The 17,336-nt window shown below is 64.2% G+C and carries 12 protein-coding genes; 6 read left to right on the top strand and 6 right to left on the bottom strand.

The genetic code is table 11. The annotated features are described in order from the left end of the window. Window positions 1–108 precede the first annotated feature (108 nt). The 3 genes from clpS (at window position 109) to ASN89_RS13785 (ending at window position 6,220) form a co-directional block, all read left to right on the top strand. Entirely contained in the window at window positions 109–411 is a 303-nt protein-coding gene (gene clpS / locus ASN89_RS13795; RefSeq protein ID WP_034751577.1) for an ATP-dependent Clp protease adapter ClpS, read from the top strand. Further along, window positions 408–2,708, top strand: a complete 2,301-nt coding sequence (clpA, locus tag ASN89_RS13790; protein WP_034751575.1) for an ATP-dependent Clp protease ATP-binding subunit ClpA — start codon at window positions 408–410, stop codon at window positions 2,706–2,708. Before clpS ends, clpA begins: the two co-directional genes overlap by 4 nt. A gap of 170 nt (window positions 2,709–2,878) precedes the next feature. Continuing rightward, the gene (locus ASN89_RS13785; RefSeq protein ID WP_058049652.1) at window positions 2,879–6,220 is read left to right on the top strand and encodes a S41 family peptidase; all 3,342 of its coding nucleotides are present in this window, start codon (window positions 2,879–2,881) and stop codon (window positions 6,218–6,220) included. A gap of 5 nt (window positions 6,221–6,225) precedes the next feature. Here ASN89_RS13785 and ASN89_RS13780 read toward each other — a convergent pair whose 3' ends face one another. The 5 genes from ASN89_RS13780 to prpR form a co-directional block, all read right to left on the bottom strand. Beyond that, window positions 6,226–6,945 carry a LytR/AlgR family response regulator transcription factor gene (locus ASN89_RS13780; protein WP_058049647.1) on the bottom strand — a complete coding sequence of 240 codons (720 nt, stop codon included), beginning with the start codon at window positions 6,943–6,945 and terminating at the stop codon, window positions 6,226–6,228. Then, a complete protein-coding gene (locus ASN89_RS13775; RefSeq protein ID WP_235501967.1) occupies window positions 6,942–8,000 on the bottom strand; it encodes a sensor histidine kinase in 1,059 nt (352 codons plus the stop codon). The genes ASN89_RS13780 and ASN89_RS13775 overlap by 4 nt, the downstream gene beginning before the upstream one ends. A 3-nt stretch (window positions 8,001–8,003) precedes the next feature. Beyond that, entirely contained in the window at window positions 8,004–8,873 is an 870-nt protein-coding gene (locus tag ASN89_RS13770; protein ID WP_058049650.1) for an alpha/beta fold hydrolase, read from the bottom strand. 90 nt (window positions 8,874–8,963) lie between these two features. Continuing rightward, a complete protein-coding gene (locus tag ASN89_RS13765) occupies window positions 8,964–9,890 on the bottom strand; it encodes a phytanoyl-CoA dioxygenase family protein (RefSeq protein WP_058049646.1) in 927 nt (308 codons plus the stop codon). A gap of 24 nt (window positions 9,891–9,914) precedes the next feature. Beyond that, window positions 9,915–11,561 (bottom strand): propionate catabolism operon regulatory protein PrpR, encoded by a 1,647-nt coding sequence (prpR, locus tag ASN89_RS13760; RefSeq protein WP_046682575.1) that lies wholly within the window; start codon window positions 11,559–11,561, stop codon window positions 9,915–9,917. Between the two features lie 211 nt (window positions 11,562–11,772). Between prpR and ASN89_RS13755 the strand changes: the two genes are divergently transcribed. Next, entirely contained in the window at window positions 11,773–15,432 is a 3,660-nt protein-coding gene (locus ASN89_RS13755; protein ID WP_058049649.1) for a bifunctional diguanylate cyclase/phosphodiesterase, read from the top strand. On the opposite strand, the gene xth is transcribed toward ASN89_RS13755, so the two are convergent. After that, entirely contained in the window at window positions 15,429–16,193 is a 765-nt protein-coding gene (xth, locus tag ASN89_RS13750; RefSeq protein WP_034751561.1) for an exodeoxyribonuclease III, read from the bottom strand. The two genes, ASN89_RS13755 and xth, sit on opposite strands and share 4 nt — an antisense overlap. 569 nt (window positions 16,194–16,762) lie before the next feature. Here xth and ASN89_RS13745 point away from each other — a divergent pair. Together ASN89_RS13745 and ASN89_RS13740 are read left to right on the top strand one after the other, a co-directional pair. Further along, complete coding sequence (locus ASN89_RS13745; RefSeq protein WP_034751548.1) at window positions 16,763–17,134, top strand: hypothetical protein; 372 nt, start codon at window positions 16,763–16,765, stop codon at window positions 17,132–17,134. Window positions 17,135–17,144: 10 nt separating this feature from the next. Beyond that, window positions 17,145–17,333: a DUF1653 domain-containing protein gene (locus ASN89_RS13740; RefSeq protein ID WP_034751545.1), complete on the top strand. Its 189-nt coding sequence runs from the start codon at window positions 17,145–17,147 to the stop codon at window positions 17,331–17,333. Window positions 17,334–17,336: the final 3 nt, after the last annotated feature.

Raw genomic sequence — 17,336 nt, 5'->3', positions numbered from 1 at the left:
GCAAGGTCGCCATCTGCGCACTATTAAGAAAACGCGTAAGATTGAAAACAATTGGAAAGGCGTAGATATTGCGCATGACAACCACTGTGAAAGCATTAGAATAAGCGTATGGCAACCAAGCACGACACAGAAACCCTGCTGGAGCGGCAAGTGCTGAAGCCGCCACCGCTCTACCAGGTGGCCTTGCTCAATGACGACTACACCCCGATGGAATTCGTGGTGGCCATCATTCAGGAGTATTTCAACAAGGACCGTGAAACGGCGACGCAAATCATGCTCAGTGTTCATCGCTACGGCAAAGGAGTGTGCGGCGTGTTCTCTAAAGATATAGCGTGTACCAAAGTGGAGTTCGTTTTAACGCATGCGCGCAAGGCGGGGCATCCCCTGCAGTGCGTGATGGAGGAAGTATGATTGCGCAGGAATTAGAAGTAAGTTTGCACATGGCGTTTGTCGAAGCTCGGCAGGCACGGCACGAATTCATCACGGTTGAGCATTTACTGCTGGCACTGCTGGACAATCCCTCCGCTGCCGAGGTGTTGCGTGCCTGCGCGGTCAATATAGAAGACCTGCGCAAGACCCTCACCAATTTCATCGGCGATAACACGCCGACCGTGCCTGGCACGGGCGAAGTCGACACCCAGCCGACGCTTGGTTTCCAGCGCGTGATCCAGCGCGCCATCATGCACGTCCAGTCCGCCTCGAACGGCAAGAAGGAAGTCACGGGCGCCAATGTGCTCGTGGCCATCTTCGGCGAAAAGGATTCGCATGCTGTTTACTACCTGCACCAGCAGGGCGTAACGCGCCTGGACGTGGTCAATTTCATTTCGCACGGCGTGCGCAAGGACCAGTCGACGGAAAGCGCGAAAGCCTCCGAAGGCGTGGAAGAAGCGCCTGTCGACGGCCAGCCGAAGGAAAGCCCGCTCGACCAGTTCACGCAAAACCTGAACAAGGCCGCTGCCGAAGGCAAGATCGACCCGCTGATCGGCCGCGAGGAAGAAGTCGACCGCGTGATCCAGATCCTGTGCCGCCGCCGCAAGAACAATCCGCTGCTCGTCGGCGAGGCGGGCGTGGGCAAGACGGCCATCGCCGAAGGCTTGGCTTATCGCATCACGCAAAGCGATGTGCCGGAAATCCTGCAGAATGCCGTTGTGTATTCGCTGGACATGGGCGCCTTGCTGGCCGGCACCAAATACCGCGGCGACTTCGAACAGCGCCTGAAAGCCGTGCTGAAACAGTTGAAGGACAATCCGAACGGCATCCTGTTCATCGACGAGATCCACACCATCATCGGTGCGGGCTCGGCGTCGGGCGGCACCCTGGACGCGTCCAACCTGCTGAAACCGGCACTGGCCAACGGCCAGTTGAAGTGCATCGGCGCGACCACGTACACGGAATTCCGCGGCGTGTTCGAGAAAGACCATGCCTTGAGCCGCCGCTTCCAGAAAGTGGACGTCAACGAGCCGACCGTCGAGCAAACCGTGCAGATCTTGCGCGGATTGAAATCGCGCTTCGAAGAGCACCATGGCGTGAAATACTCGGCCTCGGCCCTGTCGACGGCGGCCGAACTGGCGGCGCGCTTCATCAACGACCGCCATTTGCCCGACAAGGCGATCGACGTCATCGATGAAGCGGGCGCGGCGCAGCGCATCTTGCCGAAGTCGAAGCAAAAGAAAACCATCGGCAAGGCCGAGATCGAGGACATTATCGCCAAGATCGCGCGCATTCCGCCGCAAACGGTCAACCAGGACGACCGCAGCAAGCTGCAGACGATCGACCGCGACTTGCGCAATGTCGTGTTCGGGCAAGATCCCGCCATCGACGCGCTGGCTTCGGCCATCAAGATGGCCCGTGCCGGACTGGGCAAGACGGACAAGCCGATCGGCTCCTTCCTGTTCTCCGGTCCGACCGGCGTCGGCAAGACCGAAGTGGCCAAGCAATTGGCCTTTATCCTCGGTATCGAGCTGATCCGTTTCGACATGTCGGAATACATGGAGCGCCACGCCGTCAGCCGTCTGATCGGCGCGCCGCCGGGCTACGTTGGTTTCGACCAAGGCGGCTTGTTGACGGAAGCGATCACCAAGAAGCCGCATGCGGTCTTGCTGCTCGATGAAATTGAAAAAGCCCATCCGGACATTTTCAATATCCTGCTGCAAGTCATGGACCATGGCACCTTGACGGACAACAATGGCCGCAAAGCCGATTTCCGCAACGTGATCATCATCATGACGACCAATGCGGGTGCGGAAAGCTTGCAAAAGACGTCGATCGGTTTCACCAACTCGAAGCAGGCTGGCGACGAGATGGCCGACATCAAGCGCATGTTTACGCCGGAGTTCCGCAACCGTATCGACGCGACCATCAGCTTCCGCGCGCTGGACCAGGAAATCATCCTGCGCGTGGTCGACAAGTTCCTCATGCAGCTGGAAGAGCAGTTGCACGAGAAAAAGGTCGAAGCCGTGTTTACCGAGAAGCTGCGTGCTTTCCTTGGCAAGAAAGGTTTCGATCCGCTGATGGGCGCCCGGCCGATGGCGCGCTTGATCCAGGACATGATCCGCAAGGCCCTGGCCGACGAGCTGCTGTTCGGCCGCCTGGTCACCGGTGGACGTGTCACGGTCGACCTCGACGACAAGGACCAGGTCTTGCTGGAATTCCCGGAACCGCCAGACGCGGCGCCGACGGCTGCGCCGGAAACGGTGGAAGTCGAATAAACTTCCTGCCGTCAACGAAAAACCCGCCCACGCAAGTGGCGCGGGTTTTTTTACGTCTTTGTGGGCAATAAAGAAGGTTTTCTTTGGTCGTAGTTATGCCAGAATTGCTGTCCGGTATCGACATGATGTCCATGCCGCCTCATCGCCCTGACCGCTATCTGGATGCCTACATGAAAATTTCCCGCACTCTTGCCTTGCTTCTGTTGTCCGCCGGCCTGCTGGCTGACGCTGCTGCCGCGCCTGCCGGCAGCTATTTCCGCTTTCCCGCCGTACGCGGCGATACCGTCGTCTTCACGGCCGAAGGCGATTTGTGGAAAAGCAATCTGCGCGGTGGAGCGGCGCAGCGCCTGACCACGCATCCCGGCTATGAGACGAATGCGGCGATTTCGCGCGATGGCCAGTGGCTGGCCTTTTCCGCCGCCTATGAAGGCGCGCAGGAAGCCTACGTGATGCCGCTGGCGGGCGGCTTGCCGCGCCGCATTTCGTATGACAATGGCGGCGTGCTGGTGCTGGGCTGGACGGCGCAGGGCGAAGTGCTGGTCAGCACGCAAAATACGGATGGTCCCGCTTCGCGCCGCATCGTCGCCGCCATCGATCCCGTGAAGCAGACGCGGCGCGTATTTCCCGTGGCCGACGCCAACGACGCTGTGCTCGACGACGCGGGCAAGACGCTGTTCTTCACGCGTTTCGGCCTGGCCATGACCAACGACAATGTGCGCAATTACCGGGGCGGCGCGCATGCCACCCTGTGGCGCTATGAGCTCGATGGCAAGGGCGAGGCCGTGCGCATGCATGCGGAGCCTGCCGTGTTGGCGGGCAACAACAAGCGCCCCATGTGGTGGCAGGGCCGCGTGTATTACATCAGCGACGCGGGCGGCAGCGACAATGTGTGGAGCATGCTGCCCGACGGCTCCGACCGCCGTGCCTTGACAACCCACACGCAGTGGGACGTGCGCAATGCGCAGCTGGGCGATGGCAAGATCGTGTATCAATTGGGCGCGGACCTGCAGGTGCTGGACCTGGCGGCAGGCACGGACTCGTCGCCATTGCCGATCAATCTCGTATCCGACTTCGACCAGCAGCGCGCGCGCCAGATCCGTTCACCGCTCGACACCCTCTCCAATGTGCAGCTCTCCGGCAAGGATGAGCGCATCATCCTCACGGCGCGCGGCAAGGTCAGCATCGCCGGCACGGGTAGTCTGCGCCGAGTCGACATTGCCATTCCCGACGGGGCGCGGGCGCGCGACGCCGTTTTTTCCAGCGACGAGAAATCCGTCTTCGCCATCGTCGACACGAGCGGCGAGAATGAAATCTGGAAATACGCCGCCGATGGCTCGGGCAAGGGCGAGCAGCTGACGACGCAGGGCGATAACCACCGCTGGAAACTGTATCCGTCGCCGGACGGGCGCTGGCTGGCCCACACGGACAAGAAGGGCCGCTTCTGGCTGCTGGACCTGGCAACCAGGGGCAACCAGCTGATCGATGATGCGGGCAAGGCGGGCGTGGACAAGCACGACGAAGTGCAATGGTCGTCTGACAGCCGCAACCTGGCCATCGTGCGCGTGGCCAGCAACGAGCAGCGCGAGCAGATCGGCCTGTACAACCTCGCATCGAAACAGCTGCAATTCGTCACCAGCGACCGCTACACGTCCGGTTCGCCCGTGTTTTCGCCCGACGGCAAGTGGTTGTACTTCCTGTCGGCGCGCAATTTCCAGCTGGCCAACGGCTCGCCGTGGGGCGACCGCAACATGGGGCCCGTGTTCGACAAGCGCATCGGCGTGTATGCGCTGGCGCTGCAGCCGGGCAACCGCTTCCCGTTCCAGCCCGACGATGAGCTGAGCCGTCCTGGCGTCAAGCCGGCCGAGACGGACGATGAAAAGGCGGCCGAACAGGCGGCGGAAAAGGCATTGGAAAAGGCCGGCGGCAAGTCGGCCGTGAAAAAGGTGCCGGCCGCCTTGCCGGCCATCGTCAGCCAGGGCCTGGCCGAGCGCCTGTATGAAGTGCCGCTGGCGGCGGGCAACTACAGCGCGCTGGCCGCCGACGACAAGCGCCTGTATTTCCTCGAGCGCGATAGCGGCGAGAACAAGTCCAGCCTGAAGACCTTAGCGATTGGCAATACCGGCTCGAAGCCGGAATTGCTGGTGGCCAATGTGCGCGAATTCGACCTGGCGCAGGATAAAAAACATTTGTACTACCGCACGGCCACGGCCACCGGCCCGGGCGAGATGCTGGTGATCGAGGCGGGCGCCAAGCTGCCGGCCGACCTGTCGAAAGCCAAGGTCAAGGTCGATGACTGGACGTTCGTGTCGAATCCACGCCTGGAATGGAAGCAGATGTTCAACGACGCCTGGCGCCTGCACCGCGACTTCCTGTACGACGCGAAGATGCGGGGCGTGAACTGGAAGGCGGCGCGCGACAAATATGCGCCGCTGGTCGAGCGGGTCACGGACCGGGCCGAACTCAATGACGTGCTGGGCATGATGGTGGCCGAAGTGGGCGCCCTGCATTCGCAGATACGCCCCGGCGAACTGCGCCGCACGGAGCAGGAGGGAACGCCGGCCGGCCTGGGCGCCGTGCTGGCGCGCACCAGCGAGGGCTACCGGGTCGAGCATGTCTACCGCAGCGAAGCGGAATTGCCCTCGGCGCGCGCACCGCTGTCGCGCCCCGACGTGGATGTGAAAGTGGGCGACGTGATCACGGCCGTCAACGGCAAGGACGTGCTGGCTGCGCGCGACATCAGCGACCTGCTGTTGAACCAGGCCGACAAGCAGGTGCTGCTGCAAGTCAAACGTGGCAAAGGCGCGCCGCGCGCGGTCATCGTCACGCCCGTCAACATGGCGAAACAGACGGCGCTGCGCTATGGCGACTGGGAGCTGAGCCGCGCCGAGCAAGTGGCCGCCGCCTCGCAGGGGCGCATCGGCTACCTCCACCTGCGCGCCATGGGCGCCAATGACATCGCCTCGTTCGCGCGCGATTTTTACGCCAACATCAACCGCGAAGGCTTGATCATCGACGTGCGGCGCAATAACGGCGGCAATATCGACAGCTGGATCATTGAAAAACTGCTGCGCAAGGCCTGGGCCTACTGGGCGCCTCCGGGTGTGCAGCCGTCGTCGAACATGCAGAACACTTTCCGCGGCCACCTGGTGGTGCTGGTCGATGAACTCACGTATTCCGATGGCGAGACCTTCGCCGCCGGCATCAAGGCATTGAAACTGGCGCCGCTGGTGGGCAAGCGCACGGCCGGCGCCGGCGTCTGGCTCAGCGACAATACGCGCCTGGCCGACAATGGCATGGCGCGCGTGGCGGAGAACGGCCAGTTCGGCATCGATGGCCAGTGGCTGATCGAAGGCGTGGGCGTGGTGCCGGACGTGGAGGTGGAAAACCCGCCGCACGCCACCTTCAATGGCGCCGACCGCCAGCTGGAAGTGGCGCTCGACATGCTGGCGAAAAAGCTCAAGGAGCAGCCGCGCCCCGCCTTCCAGGCGCAGCCTATCCCCGCGCTGAAGTAAGGCTGTTACAGGCCGCAGGCGGCCTTGAACTGCTGCGCGCGGCGGCGCGACACCGCGACCACGCTGCCGTCCTGCAGGTGCAGGGCTAGGCCATCGGCGGCGTTCGGCGCCAGCTGCGCCACCTGCGCCAGGTTGACGATCTGGCGCCGGTTGGCGCGCAGGAACAGGGCGGGATCGAGCTTTTCTTCCAGCTGGTTCAGGGTGCGCAGCATCAGCGGCCGCTGCGCGCCGAAATGCACGCGCGTGTAATTGCCTTCCGATTCCAGCAGGCGGATATCGTCAAACGCGACAAACCAGCAGCGTTCCCCATCCTTGATGAAGACCTTGCGCGGCGCGGGCGGCGGCACGGCTTGCGCCCGCGCGCCGGCGCGCGCCAGCGCCGTGGCCAGGCGCGCCGCCTGCACGGGTTTTTGCAGGTAGTCGAGGGCGCTCACTTCGAACGCCTGCAGCGCGTACTGGTCGAAGGCCGTGCAAAAGATGACGTCGGGCGCCTCATCGAGCGCGGCCAGCAGGTCGAAACCGGAGCCGCCCGGCATCTGCACGTCGAGCAGCAGCAGGTCGGGGCGCAGCTTGCTGATCTGCGCGACGGCATCGGCCGCGCTGGCCGCCTCGCCCACGATCTCGACGGCGCCGTGCTGCACATGCGGCGCCAGCAGCCGGCGCAGCTCGGCGCGTGCCAGGCGCTCGTCATCGACCAGCATGACCTTGAGCGGCGCTCCGTTCATGGCGGCTCCGGCAGGTCGATGGTGGCGTACACCCAGCCCGCTTCCTGGCGCAAGGCCAGGCTGGCGCGCTCGCCGCAGGCCAGCTGCAAGCGCTGGCGCGCATTGCGCAAGCCGATGCCGGTGGAGCCGGACGCGCCGCGCAGCTGGCCCGTATTGGCCACCTCGATTCGCAGCATGTCCACGCCAGTGCCGCGCTGCGCCGCGATGCGGATGTCGCCGCCATCGGCGCTCGCTTCCACGCCATATTTGACGGCGTTTTCCACCAGCGTTTGCACGGCCATGGGCGGCACGCGCACGTGTTCCAGGGCGGGTGTGCTGATCTCGATCACGAAGCTGACGCGCAGGCGTTCCTCGAAGCGTATTTGTTCGATGGCCAGGTAGGCGCGCACGGCGTCCAGTTCGGCCGACAGTGATACGGTGGCGTGCTGGCCCGACTGCAGCGCGTGGCGCATCAGGTTGGCCAGCTGGTCGATCATGTGCGCGGCCGCGTCGCGGTCTTCGAAGATCAGCGCGCGCACGCTATTGAGGCTGTTGAAGAAGAAATGCGGATTGACTTGCGCCTGCAAGGCACGCAGTTCCGCCTCCCGCCCATGCAGCTGCAGGCGCAGGGTTTCCGCTTCCAGGTGGGCGGCGCGGCGCAGCGACAGCGCGGTAAAGTAAAATACCGTCCAGGTCAAAAATACCCCGAACCAGAATAGCAGCGCACCAGGCAGCCAGGCCAGGCCGCGCAGCACATCGGGTGGATACATGAGGTGGAAGGCGGCCGTCACGCTGGCCGTCTGGATGGCGGCCAACAGCAATAATGATGGCAGCACGCGCGTCCAGCGCATGCCGCTCGCCACCCAGCCGCGCCGCTGCAGGACGCCATGCCACAGGTGCGACAGCAGCAGCCCGCCCAGCGAGCCCCAGCAGGCAATCGCCACGACGATGCGCAGCTGCGAGGAGCCGCCATATACGCTGTTGAACAGGGCGAGCGCGCCCCAGCCAGCCAGCTGGAAGGTCCAGTACCAGTTGATCCTGGCCAGCAGCGGCGGCCGGTGCACGGGCAGGTTCACCGCCTAGTCCAGGAACTGTTCGATGCGTGCAACCATCCAGTCCGGCTGGTCGTACATGATGAAGTGGCGCGCCGTGTCGGCCAGCGCGATCTGCACGCCGGGCAGCTGTGCATACTGCTGCTGGAAGGTCGCTTCGATGGCGGCGCGCGGCGCGTAATCCTTGTAGGCGATCCAGGTGCCCAGCACCAGGGTTGGCGATTTTATTTTCGCCACGTCCTGGCGCAGGTCGCTGGTAATCAAGGTGCCCATGGTCTTGATCACCGTTTCGCGGTCCGAGCGCTGGCCCCAGCCGATGATGCGTTCCACATCGGCCGGCGCGCTGGCCATGCCGCTTACCGTGCGGCGCTGGCTCGTGATGGCGCTGGCCGCATCCTGGGTCCGCATGGCCGCTTGCATCTGGCTTGACATGGCTTGCAGTTGTTCCGGCGTGCTCGATGGCAGCTGTGCCGCACCCAGCGCCGGCAGCGAATCGACGATCAGCAGCTTGCCCGTCTGCTGCGGATGGTCGATGGCCAATTTCAGGGCCAGGAAACCGCCCAGGCTATGCCCGATGATGGCCGGCTGGCCCAGTTTTTTCGCCACGATGTAGTCGGCCAGCTGCTGCTCGGCTTGCGCCAGCAGGTCGCCTGCGATGGGCGCCACGCCGGCAAAGCCGGCCAGGGTCAGCACGTGGCATTGGCGCGCGGTTTGCGGACCGCACAGGCGCGCCACCGTGCCTTGCCAGACTTCGCCCGACGACGCCAGGCCGGGAATCAGGATCAACGGGCGGCCCTGGCCCGTGACGTCGACCGTGAAGGCCGCAGGCGCGGCGGCCTGGCTGGCGCCCGCCAGCAAGGTGCCGAGTAAAAGCAGTTTTTGCATCGTTCGTTTCATGATGTGTTCCTCCTTGACGACCATGCTAGCGGCGCAGGGGGCCGGCAGCCAGCGCCGCGGGATGAACGGCGGCAGGACGGGATGAGCGGTTCAGATCCACACATCCTGGTCCTGGCAATGGTCGGGAAGGTAGGTCAGGTACTGCACCATGCGCGGCGCCGGGCCGCGGTTGGGCGTGGCGCAATGGGGCAGGGCCTGGTGCCAGATGATGAAATCGCCGGCCATGCCGTCGACGGGCACGGGCCGCAAATTGTCGACGGCCCATTCGCGCGGCTGGCGGCCCGGCGGCACTTGCTCCAGCCAGCCGGCCATGCGGTGCTGGAAGCCGGGCACGCAGTGAAAGGCGCCATGCTGCGCGGGACAGTCGCTCAGGTACAGCATGCCTTGCAGCTTGAACGGAACCGGCTGTTGCAGGCTGACGTCCCAGTGCAGGGCGCTGCCAAGGAAGCGGTGCTGCGGTGTTTCGGGCGGATTGAAGCTCACCTTGTCGATGCTGGCGTAGATGCCGGTACCGGTACCGTACAGTTGTTGGAAGGCGTGGCGTATGTGCGTGCTGTGGCGGTTTTCCTCGAGGGCCGGATGGTCGGAAAACTGCAGCATCAGGCCCCGCTTGCCCGGGTGCGGCTGGTACCACGATGCCGCATCATGGGGGCTGGCGCCCAGGTAGTCCCAGATCGCCGTTTGTGCGGCGAGGCACTGCGTACGCGGCACGGCGCCGCGCAGCACCAGGTAGCCGTGCTCCTCGAAATGGCGCAACTCGGCGGCGGACAGCACGTCCTGGTGCGCGCTGGCGGCGTGCGCCGGACGCACGCGCGTGCGGCCAGCCAGCCACGTCTGGAAAGCTTCCAGGGTAGGGCGCTCCTGGAACAGGAACTGCATGGCGTCTTCCATGGAAATGCCGCGCGCATACAGTGCCTTGATGTCCCGGTGGTCGCGCGCCAGTCCCTGGTTGCCGCTTGCGCCACCATGTGTCGTGCAGCGTTGCCATAACTCGTGCAGCTGAGGCCAGTCGTCCATGGTGTTGTTGGTATGGTTGAAAAATCAGCCGGTGCGCAGGCGGCGCCACAGGGTGGTGCGGCTGATGCCGAGGTAATGGGCGGCGGCGTCGCGGCGCCCGCCGAAGCGCGCCAGCACGGCGCTGGCGCTTTCTTCTTCCAGGCGCGTCGCGGAAGTGACAGCTGCGGCTGCCGGCGCCGGCTGTAGTGCCGGCGGCAGTGCTGCCGCGCTTGCAGCGCTGGCCAGTTCCGGCGCCACGCCCAGCACGAAGGCGGGTGTCAGCGCCTGCAGCGGTTCGGCAGCCAGGAACAGGGCCAGGCGCTCGGCCAGGTTGCGCAGTTCGCGCACGTTGCCGGGCCAGTCGTAGCGGCGCAGCAGCGGCGCGCAAGCCTGGATTTCGGCGTGCAGGTTGGGGTGCGGACGGGCGCCCAGCGCGGCCAGCGCGTTTTTCAGCGACCATTCGGCCAGGCCGGGTATGTCGCTGGCGCGTTCGCGCAAGGCGGGCAAATGCAGGCGCAGCACGGCCAGGCGGTAGAACAGGTCGGCACGGAAGCGGCCTTCGCGGATGCGCTGCTCCAGGTCGCAGTGCGTGGCGCTGATGATGCGCACATTGATGGCGATGGGGCGCGTGCCGCCCACGCGTACCACTTCGCGCTCTTCCAGCACGCGCAGCAAGCGCGTTTGCAGGGCCAGCGGCATTTCGCCGATTTCGTCGAGGAACAGGGTGCCGTGGTTGGCCGCTTCGAACAGGCCCGCATGGCCGCCCCGGCGCGCGCCCGTGAAGGCCCCGTCCTCGTGGCCGAACAGTTCCGACTCCAGCAGAGACTCGGCGATGGCGCCGCAATTGATGGCGATGAAGGGCCGGTTCGCGCCCAGGCTGCGCGGGCTTTCGCGGTGGATGGCCTGCGCCACCAGTTCCTTGCCGCTCCCCGTTTCGCCCTGGATCAGTACCGTCGCCGGCGAGCGCGCATACAGCACCACCGACTGGCGCAGCGCTTCCATCGCTTCCGATTCGCCGCGCAAATCGTGCAGGCCGTGGCGCGCGCGCAGAGTGTCGGCCACCACCGCGCGGCGTCCCCGCGTCGATTCGATCTGGGTCAGGCGCGCCAGTTCCAGCGCGTCGTCGAAGGCGCGCCGGATGGCCGTGGCCGAATACACGAAGACAGCGGCCAGTCCCGCTTCCTCGGCCAGGTCGGTGACGAGGCCCGCGCCGACGACGGCTTTCACGCCGGCCGCCTTCAGTTCATTGATCTGCGCGCGCGCGTCTTCCTCGGTGGCGTAGGTGCGCTGCGCGATCTGGAAGCCGAAGGTGGCGGCAAATTCCGCCAGTTCCGGCATCGGGTCCTGGTAGGTGACGACGCCGATGTGCGGCGAGATGCGCCGCGCGCGCGCCAGCGCCTGCATCACGTCGTAGCCGCTGGCCTTGGCGATGATGACGGGTACCGACAGCCGGCCTTTCAGGTAGGCGCCGTTGGAGCCGGCCGCGATGACGGCGTCGCAGCGCTCGGTGGCCATGCGTTCGCGGATGTGGCGCACGGCGTCGTCGAAGCCCAGGTTGATCGGTTCGATCGTCGCCAGATCGTCGTATTCGAGCGTGATGTCGCGGAACAGGTCGAACAACCGCGAGACGGAGACGGTCCAGATGACGGGTTTGTCGCGGTGGTCGAGCGGAGGTTGGGGAGGGCGGCGCATGCTTTATTCTAAACGATTTGTTTCAATTTCTTGCCATGCAACGGCGCTGCAACAGGCGCGTTGCAAGTGGTCTGTGGCGTTTCAGATATTGCCAATAAGGAATATGAAAAAACCCGTGGAAACTGGTTTATGATCTGACAGCACCATGATGCTTGGAGGAATATTTGCCCAGGCACATGTTTATCTCGTCCTTAACCGTCCCATGGTGTCCATGAACCGCGTACCGACCAGTCCCGATTTCATCGCCGATGCCTTGCAGCTGATCGCCTTGCCGGCCTGCGCCTGCGATGCCTGCGGCATGGTGGTGGCGGCGAATGGCGCCTTGCACGCCTTGCTGGGCACGGATATCGCGGGCCGGCTGCTGGCCGACTGTTTTACGGACGCCTACCGCGCGTCGAGCACGAGCATGCTGCGCGGCGCGCTTGGTGCGGCCGGGCGCGAGCGGCAGTGGGATAGCAGCCTGCAAGGGGTATCGGGCGCGATCGCCGTGCAGGTCTGGTCGAGGCCGCTGCTGGTGGACGACGGCTTGCCGGGTGCGACCCTCGTGTTTGCCGACATCCGCGTGCAGCAGCGCGACCAGCAAGCCTTGCGCAAGACCATGCTGGAGCAGCAGGCCATCCTGGAAAGCGCGGCTGTCGGCATCATCTTTTCCAAGGGGGGCTTCATCGAGGAGTGCAATATCCGCGCCGCCGAGATGCTCGGCTATGCGCGCCACCAGCTGACGGGCATGCCGGGCGCAGTGTTGTACCGCTCCGCCGAGCATTGCCGCGCCCTGGGACTGGAAGCGGCGCCGCTGCTCTCGAAGGGCAAGCCATACCGCACGGAGCTGGAATTGCGGCGCCAGGACGGCACTTTGTTCTGGAGCCGTTTGCACGGGCGCGCCGTCGATCCCCTCAATACGCATGACGGCACGGTCTGGATCATCGAAGATATCAGCGACCACCGGCGCGATGAAGACCAGCTGCGCCGCGCCATGCTGGAAATGCAGGCCGTGATGGACAATGCGCCGCTGGCCATCGGCTTCCAGCGCGACAAGGGCGTGCTGCGCTACAACCGGCGCTTCGCCGAATGCTTCGGCTTCGATGGAGACAGCGGCGTGGGCCTGGCCGTCGCCGACCTGTACCCGTCGCGCGCGGCGTACGAGAACGTCGTGCGGCAAGCCGCGCCCCTGCTGCGGCGCGGCCTGCCGTTCCAGGGCGAGATGGAGATGCGCCGCCGCGACGGCTCCACGTTCTGGGCCCTGGCGTATGGCTATGTGCTCAATCCCGAGAGCCAGTCCGACCGCGCGCTGCGCGACACGATCTGGCTGTTTGACGACCGCAGCGCGCAGAAGGCGGCCGAGGAGGCGACGCGCCAGCTGATGCTCGAGCAGCAGGCCATTCTCGACAATGCCTCCGTCGGCATCCTGTTTTCCCGTTCGCGCCTGATCCTGCGCTGCAATCCCCGCTTCGCCGAAATGTTCGGCTATGCGCAGGAAGAGATGAAGGGCTTGCCCGCCGCCGAGCTGTTTCCCTCGCCCGCCGCCTACGAGCAATTTGGCGTGCAAGCCACGCCGCTGCTGGGGCAGGGCTTGCCGTACGAGCAGGACGAGTCGCTGTTCCGCCGCCGCGACGGCAGCCTGTTCTGGTGCCGCATCCGCGCCAAGGCTGTCGACCAGACGCACAGCGAGCAAGGCGCCATCTGGATCCTTGAAGACATTACGGCCAGCCGCCAGGCGCAGATGGAGGTGGCGGCCATCATGACGAATGCCTCTGTCAGCATCCTGTACACCAAGAACCGCCAGATCACGCGCTACAACCTGGGCTTTGCCGCCATGTTCGGCTACAGCGGCGACGAGGCGCTGGGCTTGCCCGGGCGCGCGCTGTACGTGTCGCAGCAGTCCTACGATTTACTGGGCGCGGCGGCCTTCCCCTTCCTGTCGGTGGCCAAGCCGTTCCAGACGGAAGTGGAGATGATGCGCCGCGACGGCACGACCTTGTGGGCGCAGCTGATCGCCTATGTCGTCAATCCGGACGACCCGGCCGCCGGCACCATCTGGATTATCGAGGACCGCACGGAAGCCAAGCGCGCCGAAGAATCCCTGCGCAATGCGCTGCTGGAAAACCAGGCCATCCTCGACAGCGCCGTGCTGGGCATCTCGGTGATAGAGGGCGGCCATAATTTGCGCGCCAACAGCAAGATGGAAGAACTGTTCGGCTATGGCCCGGGCGAGATCAACGGCCTGTCCGTGCAGGCCCTGTATCCGGACGTGGCCGCGTGGAAGATGGCGCGCGGCGAGACGGCGCGCGATTTCGAGGCGGGGCGCGTGCACATGTCGGAATACCAGCTGGTGCGCAAGGATGGCAGCCGCTTCTGGGCGCGCCTGTCCGGCCGGCCGTTCGACCTGGCGCATGCGCATGGCCGCTCCGTGTGGCTGGTCGACGATGTGACGGCGCGCCGCGAGGCGGCCGAGGCGGTGCGCCGCGCGCGCGACGAACTGGAATTGCGCGTGCAGGAGCGCACGGCCGAACTGGCCGGCGCCAACCTGCTGCTGCAGGGCGAGATCGCCGAGCGGCGCCAGGCCGAGGCGCGCGTGCACCACATGGCCTATCACGACAACCTGACGGGCTTGCCGAACCGCGCGCTGCTGTCGGACCGGCTGGAACGGGCCATGCTGGCGTCGCAGCGTTCCGGGCGCAAGCTGGCCGTGATGTTCATCGATCTCGATCGCTTCAAGACGATCAACGATTCGCTGGGCCACATGACGGGCGATTTTCTGCTCAAGGAAGTGGCCGCCCGGCTGTGCGGCGCCGTGCGCGCCAGCGATACGGTGGCGCGCCTGGGCGGCGACGAATTCGTCGTGCTGGTGCCGGGCATCCGCGGCGGCGACGAAGCGGCGCGCGTGGCAGAGAAGATCATCGAGGCGCTCACGCCCGCCTTTCCGCTCGACGGCCATGTGCTGCACGTGACGCCATCGATCGGCATCTGCGTGTACCCGGACGATGGCGGCGACGTCGACGCCCTGATGCGCCATGCGGATGCGGCCATGTACCACGCCAAGGGCAATGGCCGCAACAACTACCAGTTCTTCACGCAGACGATGAACCAGGCGGCGGCCCTGCATTTTGATCTGGAAAGCAGCTTGCGCACGGCGCTGGCGCTGCAGCAGTTCGAACTGGTTTACCAGCCGATTATCGATATCGCCACGCGCCGCCTGCACGGCATGGAAGTGCTGCTGCGCTGGCGCCGTCCCGGCCAAGGCCTGGTGCTGCCGGACCGCTTCATTCCCATCATGGAGGAAAACGGCTTGATAGTGCCGGTGGGCGAGTGGGTGATGCGCCAGGCCTGCGAGCAAAGCATGGCCTGGCGGCGCCAGGGCTTGCAGCCCGTGCCGCTGGCGGTGAACCTGTCGCCGCGCCAGTTCATGCACAAGGGCCTGGTGGCGGCCATCGGCACCGTGGTGCGGGAAACGGGCATCGATCCGGCGCTGCTGGAATTCGAGATCACCGAGACGGCGCTGATGCAGCACGGCGAGCATACGCTGGAGATTCTGCGGCAGATCAATGGCATGGGCCTGCGCCTGTCGATCGACGATTTCGGCACCGGCTATTCCAGCCTGGCCTACCTGAAGCGCTTCCCCGTGAAGAAGGTCAAGATCGACCGCGCCTTCATCAAGGACCTCGAGCACAGCGCGGAAGACCGCGCCATCGTGGCGGCCATCATCGCGCTGGCCGACAGCCTGCAATTGTCGGCCGTGGCCGAAGGCGTGGAAACGGAAGAACAGTTCGCCCTGTTGCAGGCGAACGGCTGCCGCTATGCGCAGGGCTATCTGTTTTCCGCGCCCGTACCCGCCGCCAATGCGCAATCGCTGCTGGAACGCTTGCCTGCTTAGTCGATCGTTGCGACCACCGGTGCATGGTCGGACGGCTGTTCCCACTTGCGGGGCACGCGGTCGATCACGCAGGCCTTGCAGCGGCCGGCCAGGGCGGGCGAGAGCAGGATGTGATCGATGCGCAGGCCCTTGTTCAGGCGGAAGCCCAACTGACGGTAATCCCACCAGCTGAACGATTTGTCCGCCTGTTCGAACAGGCGGAAGGCGTCCGTCAGGCCGATGTCGAACAGGCGCTGCAAGGCGGCGCGTTCCTTGTCCGAAACCAGCACCTGGCCGGCCCAGGCGACAGGATCGTGCACGTCGCGGTCGTCGGGGGCGATATTGTAGTCGCCGACGACGGCCAGCTGCGGATGCTGCAGCGCTTCTTCGGCCAGCCAGTCGTGCAGGGCGGACAGCCAGCCCAGCTTGTATTCGTATTTGTCCGAGTCGACGCTCTGGCCGTTCGGCACATAGGCGCAGACGACGCGCACGCCGCCGATGGTTGCGGCCAGGATGCGTTGCTGCGCATCTTCATAGCGGGGATTGTTCTTGACCACGTCGGTGATCGGCAGCTTCGACAGGATGGCCACGCCGTTGTACGTCTTCTGGCCGCTGAAGACTACCTGGTAGCCGGCCGCCTCGATCTCGGCGACGGGGAACTTGTCATCCGTGAGCTTGGTTTCTTGCAAGCACAGTATGTCGACCGGGTTGTCGGTCAGCCACTGCAGCACTTGCGGCAGGCGCACTTTGAGCGAGTTGACATTCCAGGTGGCGAGTTTCATGGGAAAAATCCTTGCTTGAATAGGTGGCGATAGGCGCGAATCTTACCGCATGCGTGCCGATGGCGTCCGGCCCCGCTTGCCGGGCATGGCTTTATTGACTGGCAGCGAAAAAGGGGTGCCAATAAAGTATTTGTATTTAACCAATCGTGGCGCATGAATATTATGTTTTTGTGTATCATTGATCAACCCCTATGTTTGATTTGGCATAAGTGGCTGGCGTGGCGGGCTGCGTCTTGCCGTTTGACGCGACAAAGGTGTAAAGTTTCTCGCTAAAACGCGATAAAAACTACTAAAATGGCACAATGTAACAACTGTGTCATACAGCTTTGTTACAGCCAAGTTAGGAACCGAACAGGAAGCAGTTGTAATTAGTTGTAATTGCTATTCCGATTACATGACCACTGTGCCGGGGGCGGAGCGTCAATTCCGTCTCTGGCGCCGCCAGACTTGTTATATAAATTGCAGTACTGTATCTATGAGACTGTTTTGCGACATCAATAGATGGTACTATTTTGAAATGTTGCAGTTTTAATAGTGAGACTTGCGCGTAGCATTTGCAAAGGAAGAAAATGCGAACTGCATTTGAAGCGTGGGCGCAGCGTGACGGCCACATTGTGCGGCGAAGAGAAGATAAACCGGATGAGTACCTGATTTTCGAGACCCAGCGCCGCTGGGTTATCTGGCAGGCTGCTCTGACGCATGGCAAGACGGCTGCCAAGCCGCGCGTGAGCGCGGCCGAAAAGGCGGCGAAAGCCCAGCGCGCGCTGGAAATGTCCTCCGATGAAGCGACCGTGCGCAACAAGGTGCTCAATGAAGTGCTCGACGCCTTCAGCGGCGCCGATGGCGCGGCCGGCATGGAAGGCATACTGAAAGTGATCCAGGGCCTGAAGCAGAAGCAGAAGGCGCTGGCCGACGACAAGAGCGAAGATTCAACGGCTTGAGGAGACGGCGATGCGTTATCGGCACTACAAGGGCGGCATTTACGAACTGGTGTGCGAAGCCACGCTGGAAGCGGATCTGACGCCGATGATCGTCTATCGCGCCGAGGACGGTTCCATCTGGACCCGGCCGAAAGACGTGTTTTTTCAACTGATCGAAGTCGAAGGCGTCATGGTCCAGCGTTTCGCTCCCATCAACTGATGG

This window comes from Janthinobacterium sp. Ant5-2-1 (genome assembly GCF_001445815.1).
GTDB lineage: Bacteria > Pseudomonadota > Gammaproteobacteria > Burkholderiales > Burkholderiaceae_D > Janthinobacterium > Janthinobacterium lividum_E.
This window is presented reverse-complemented; position numbering and strand designations above follow the sequence as displayed.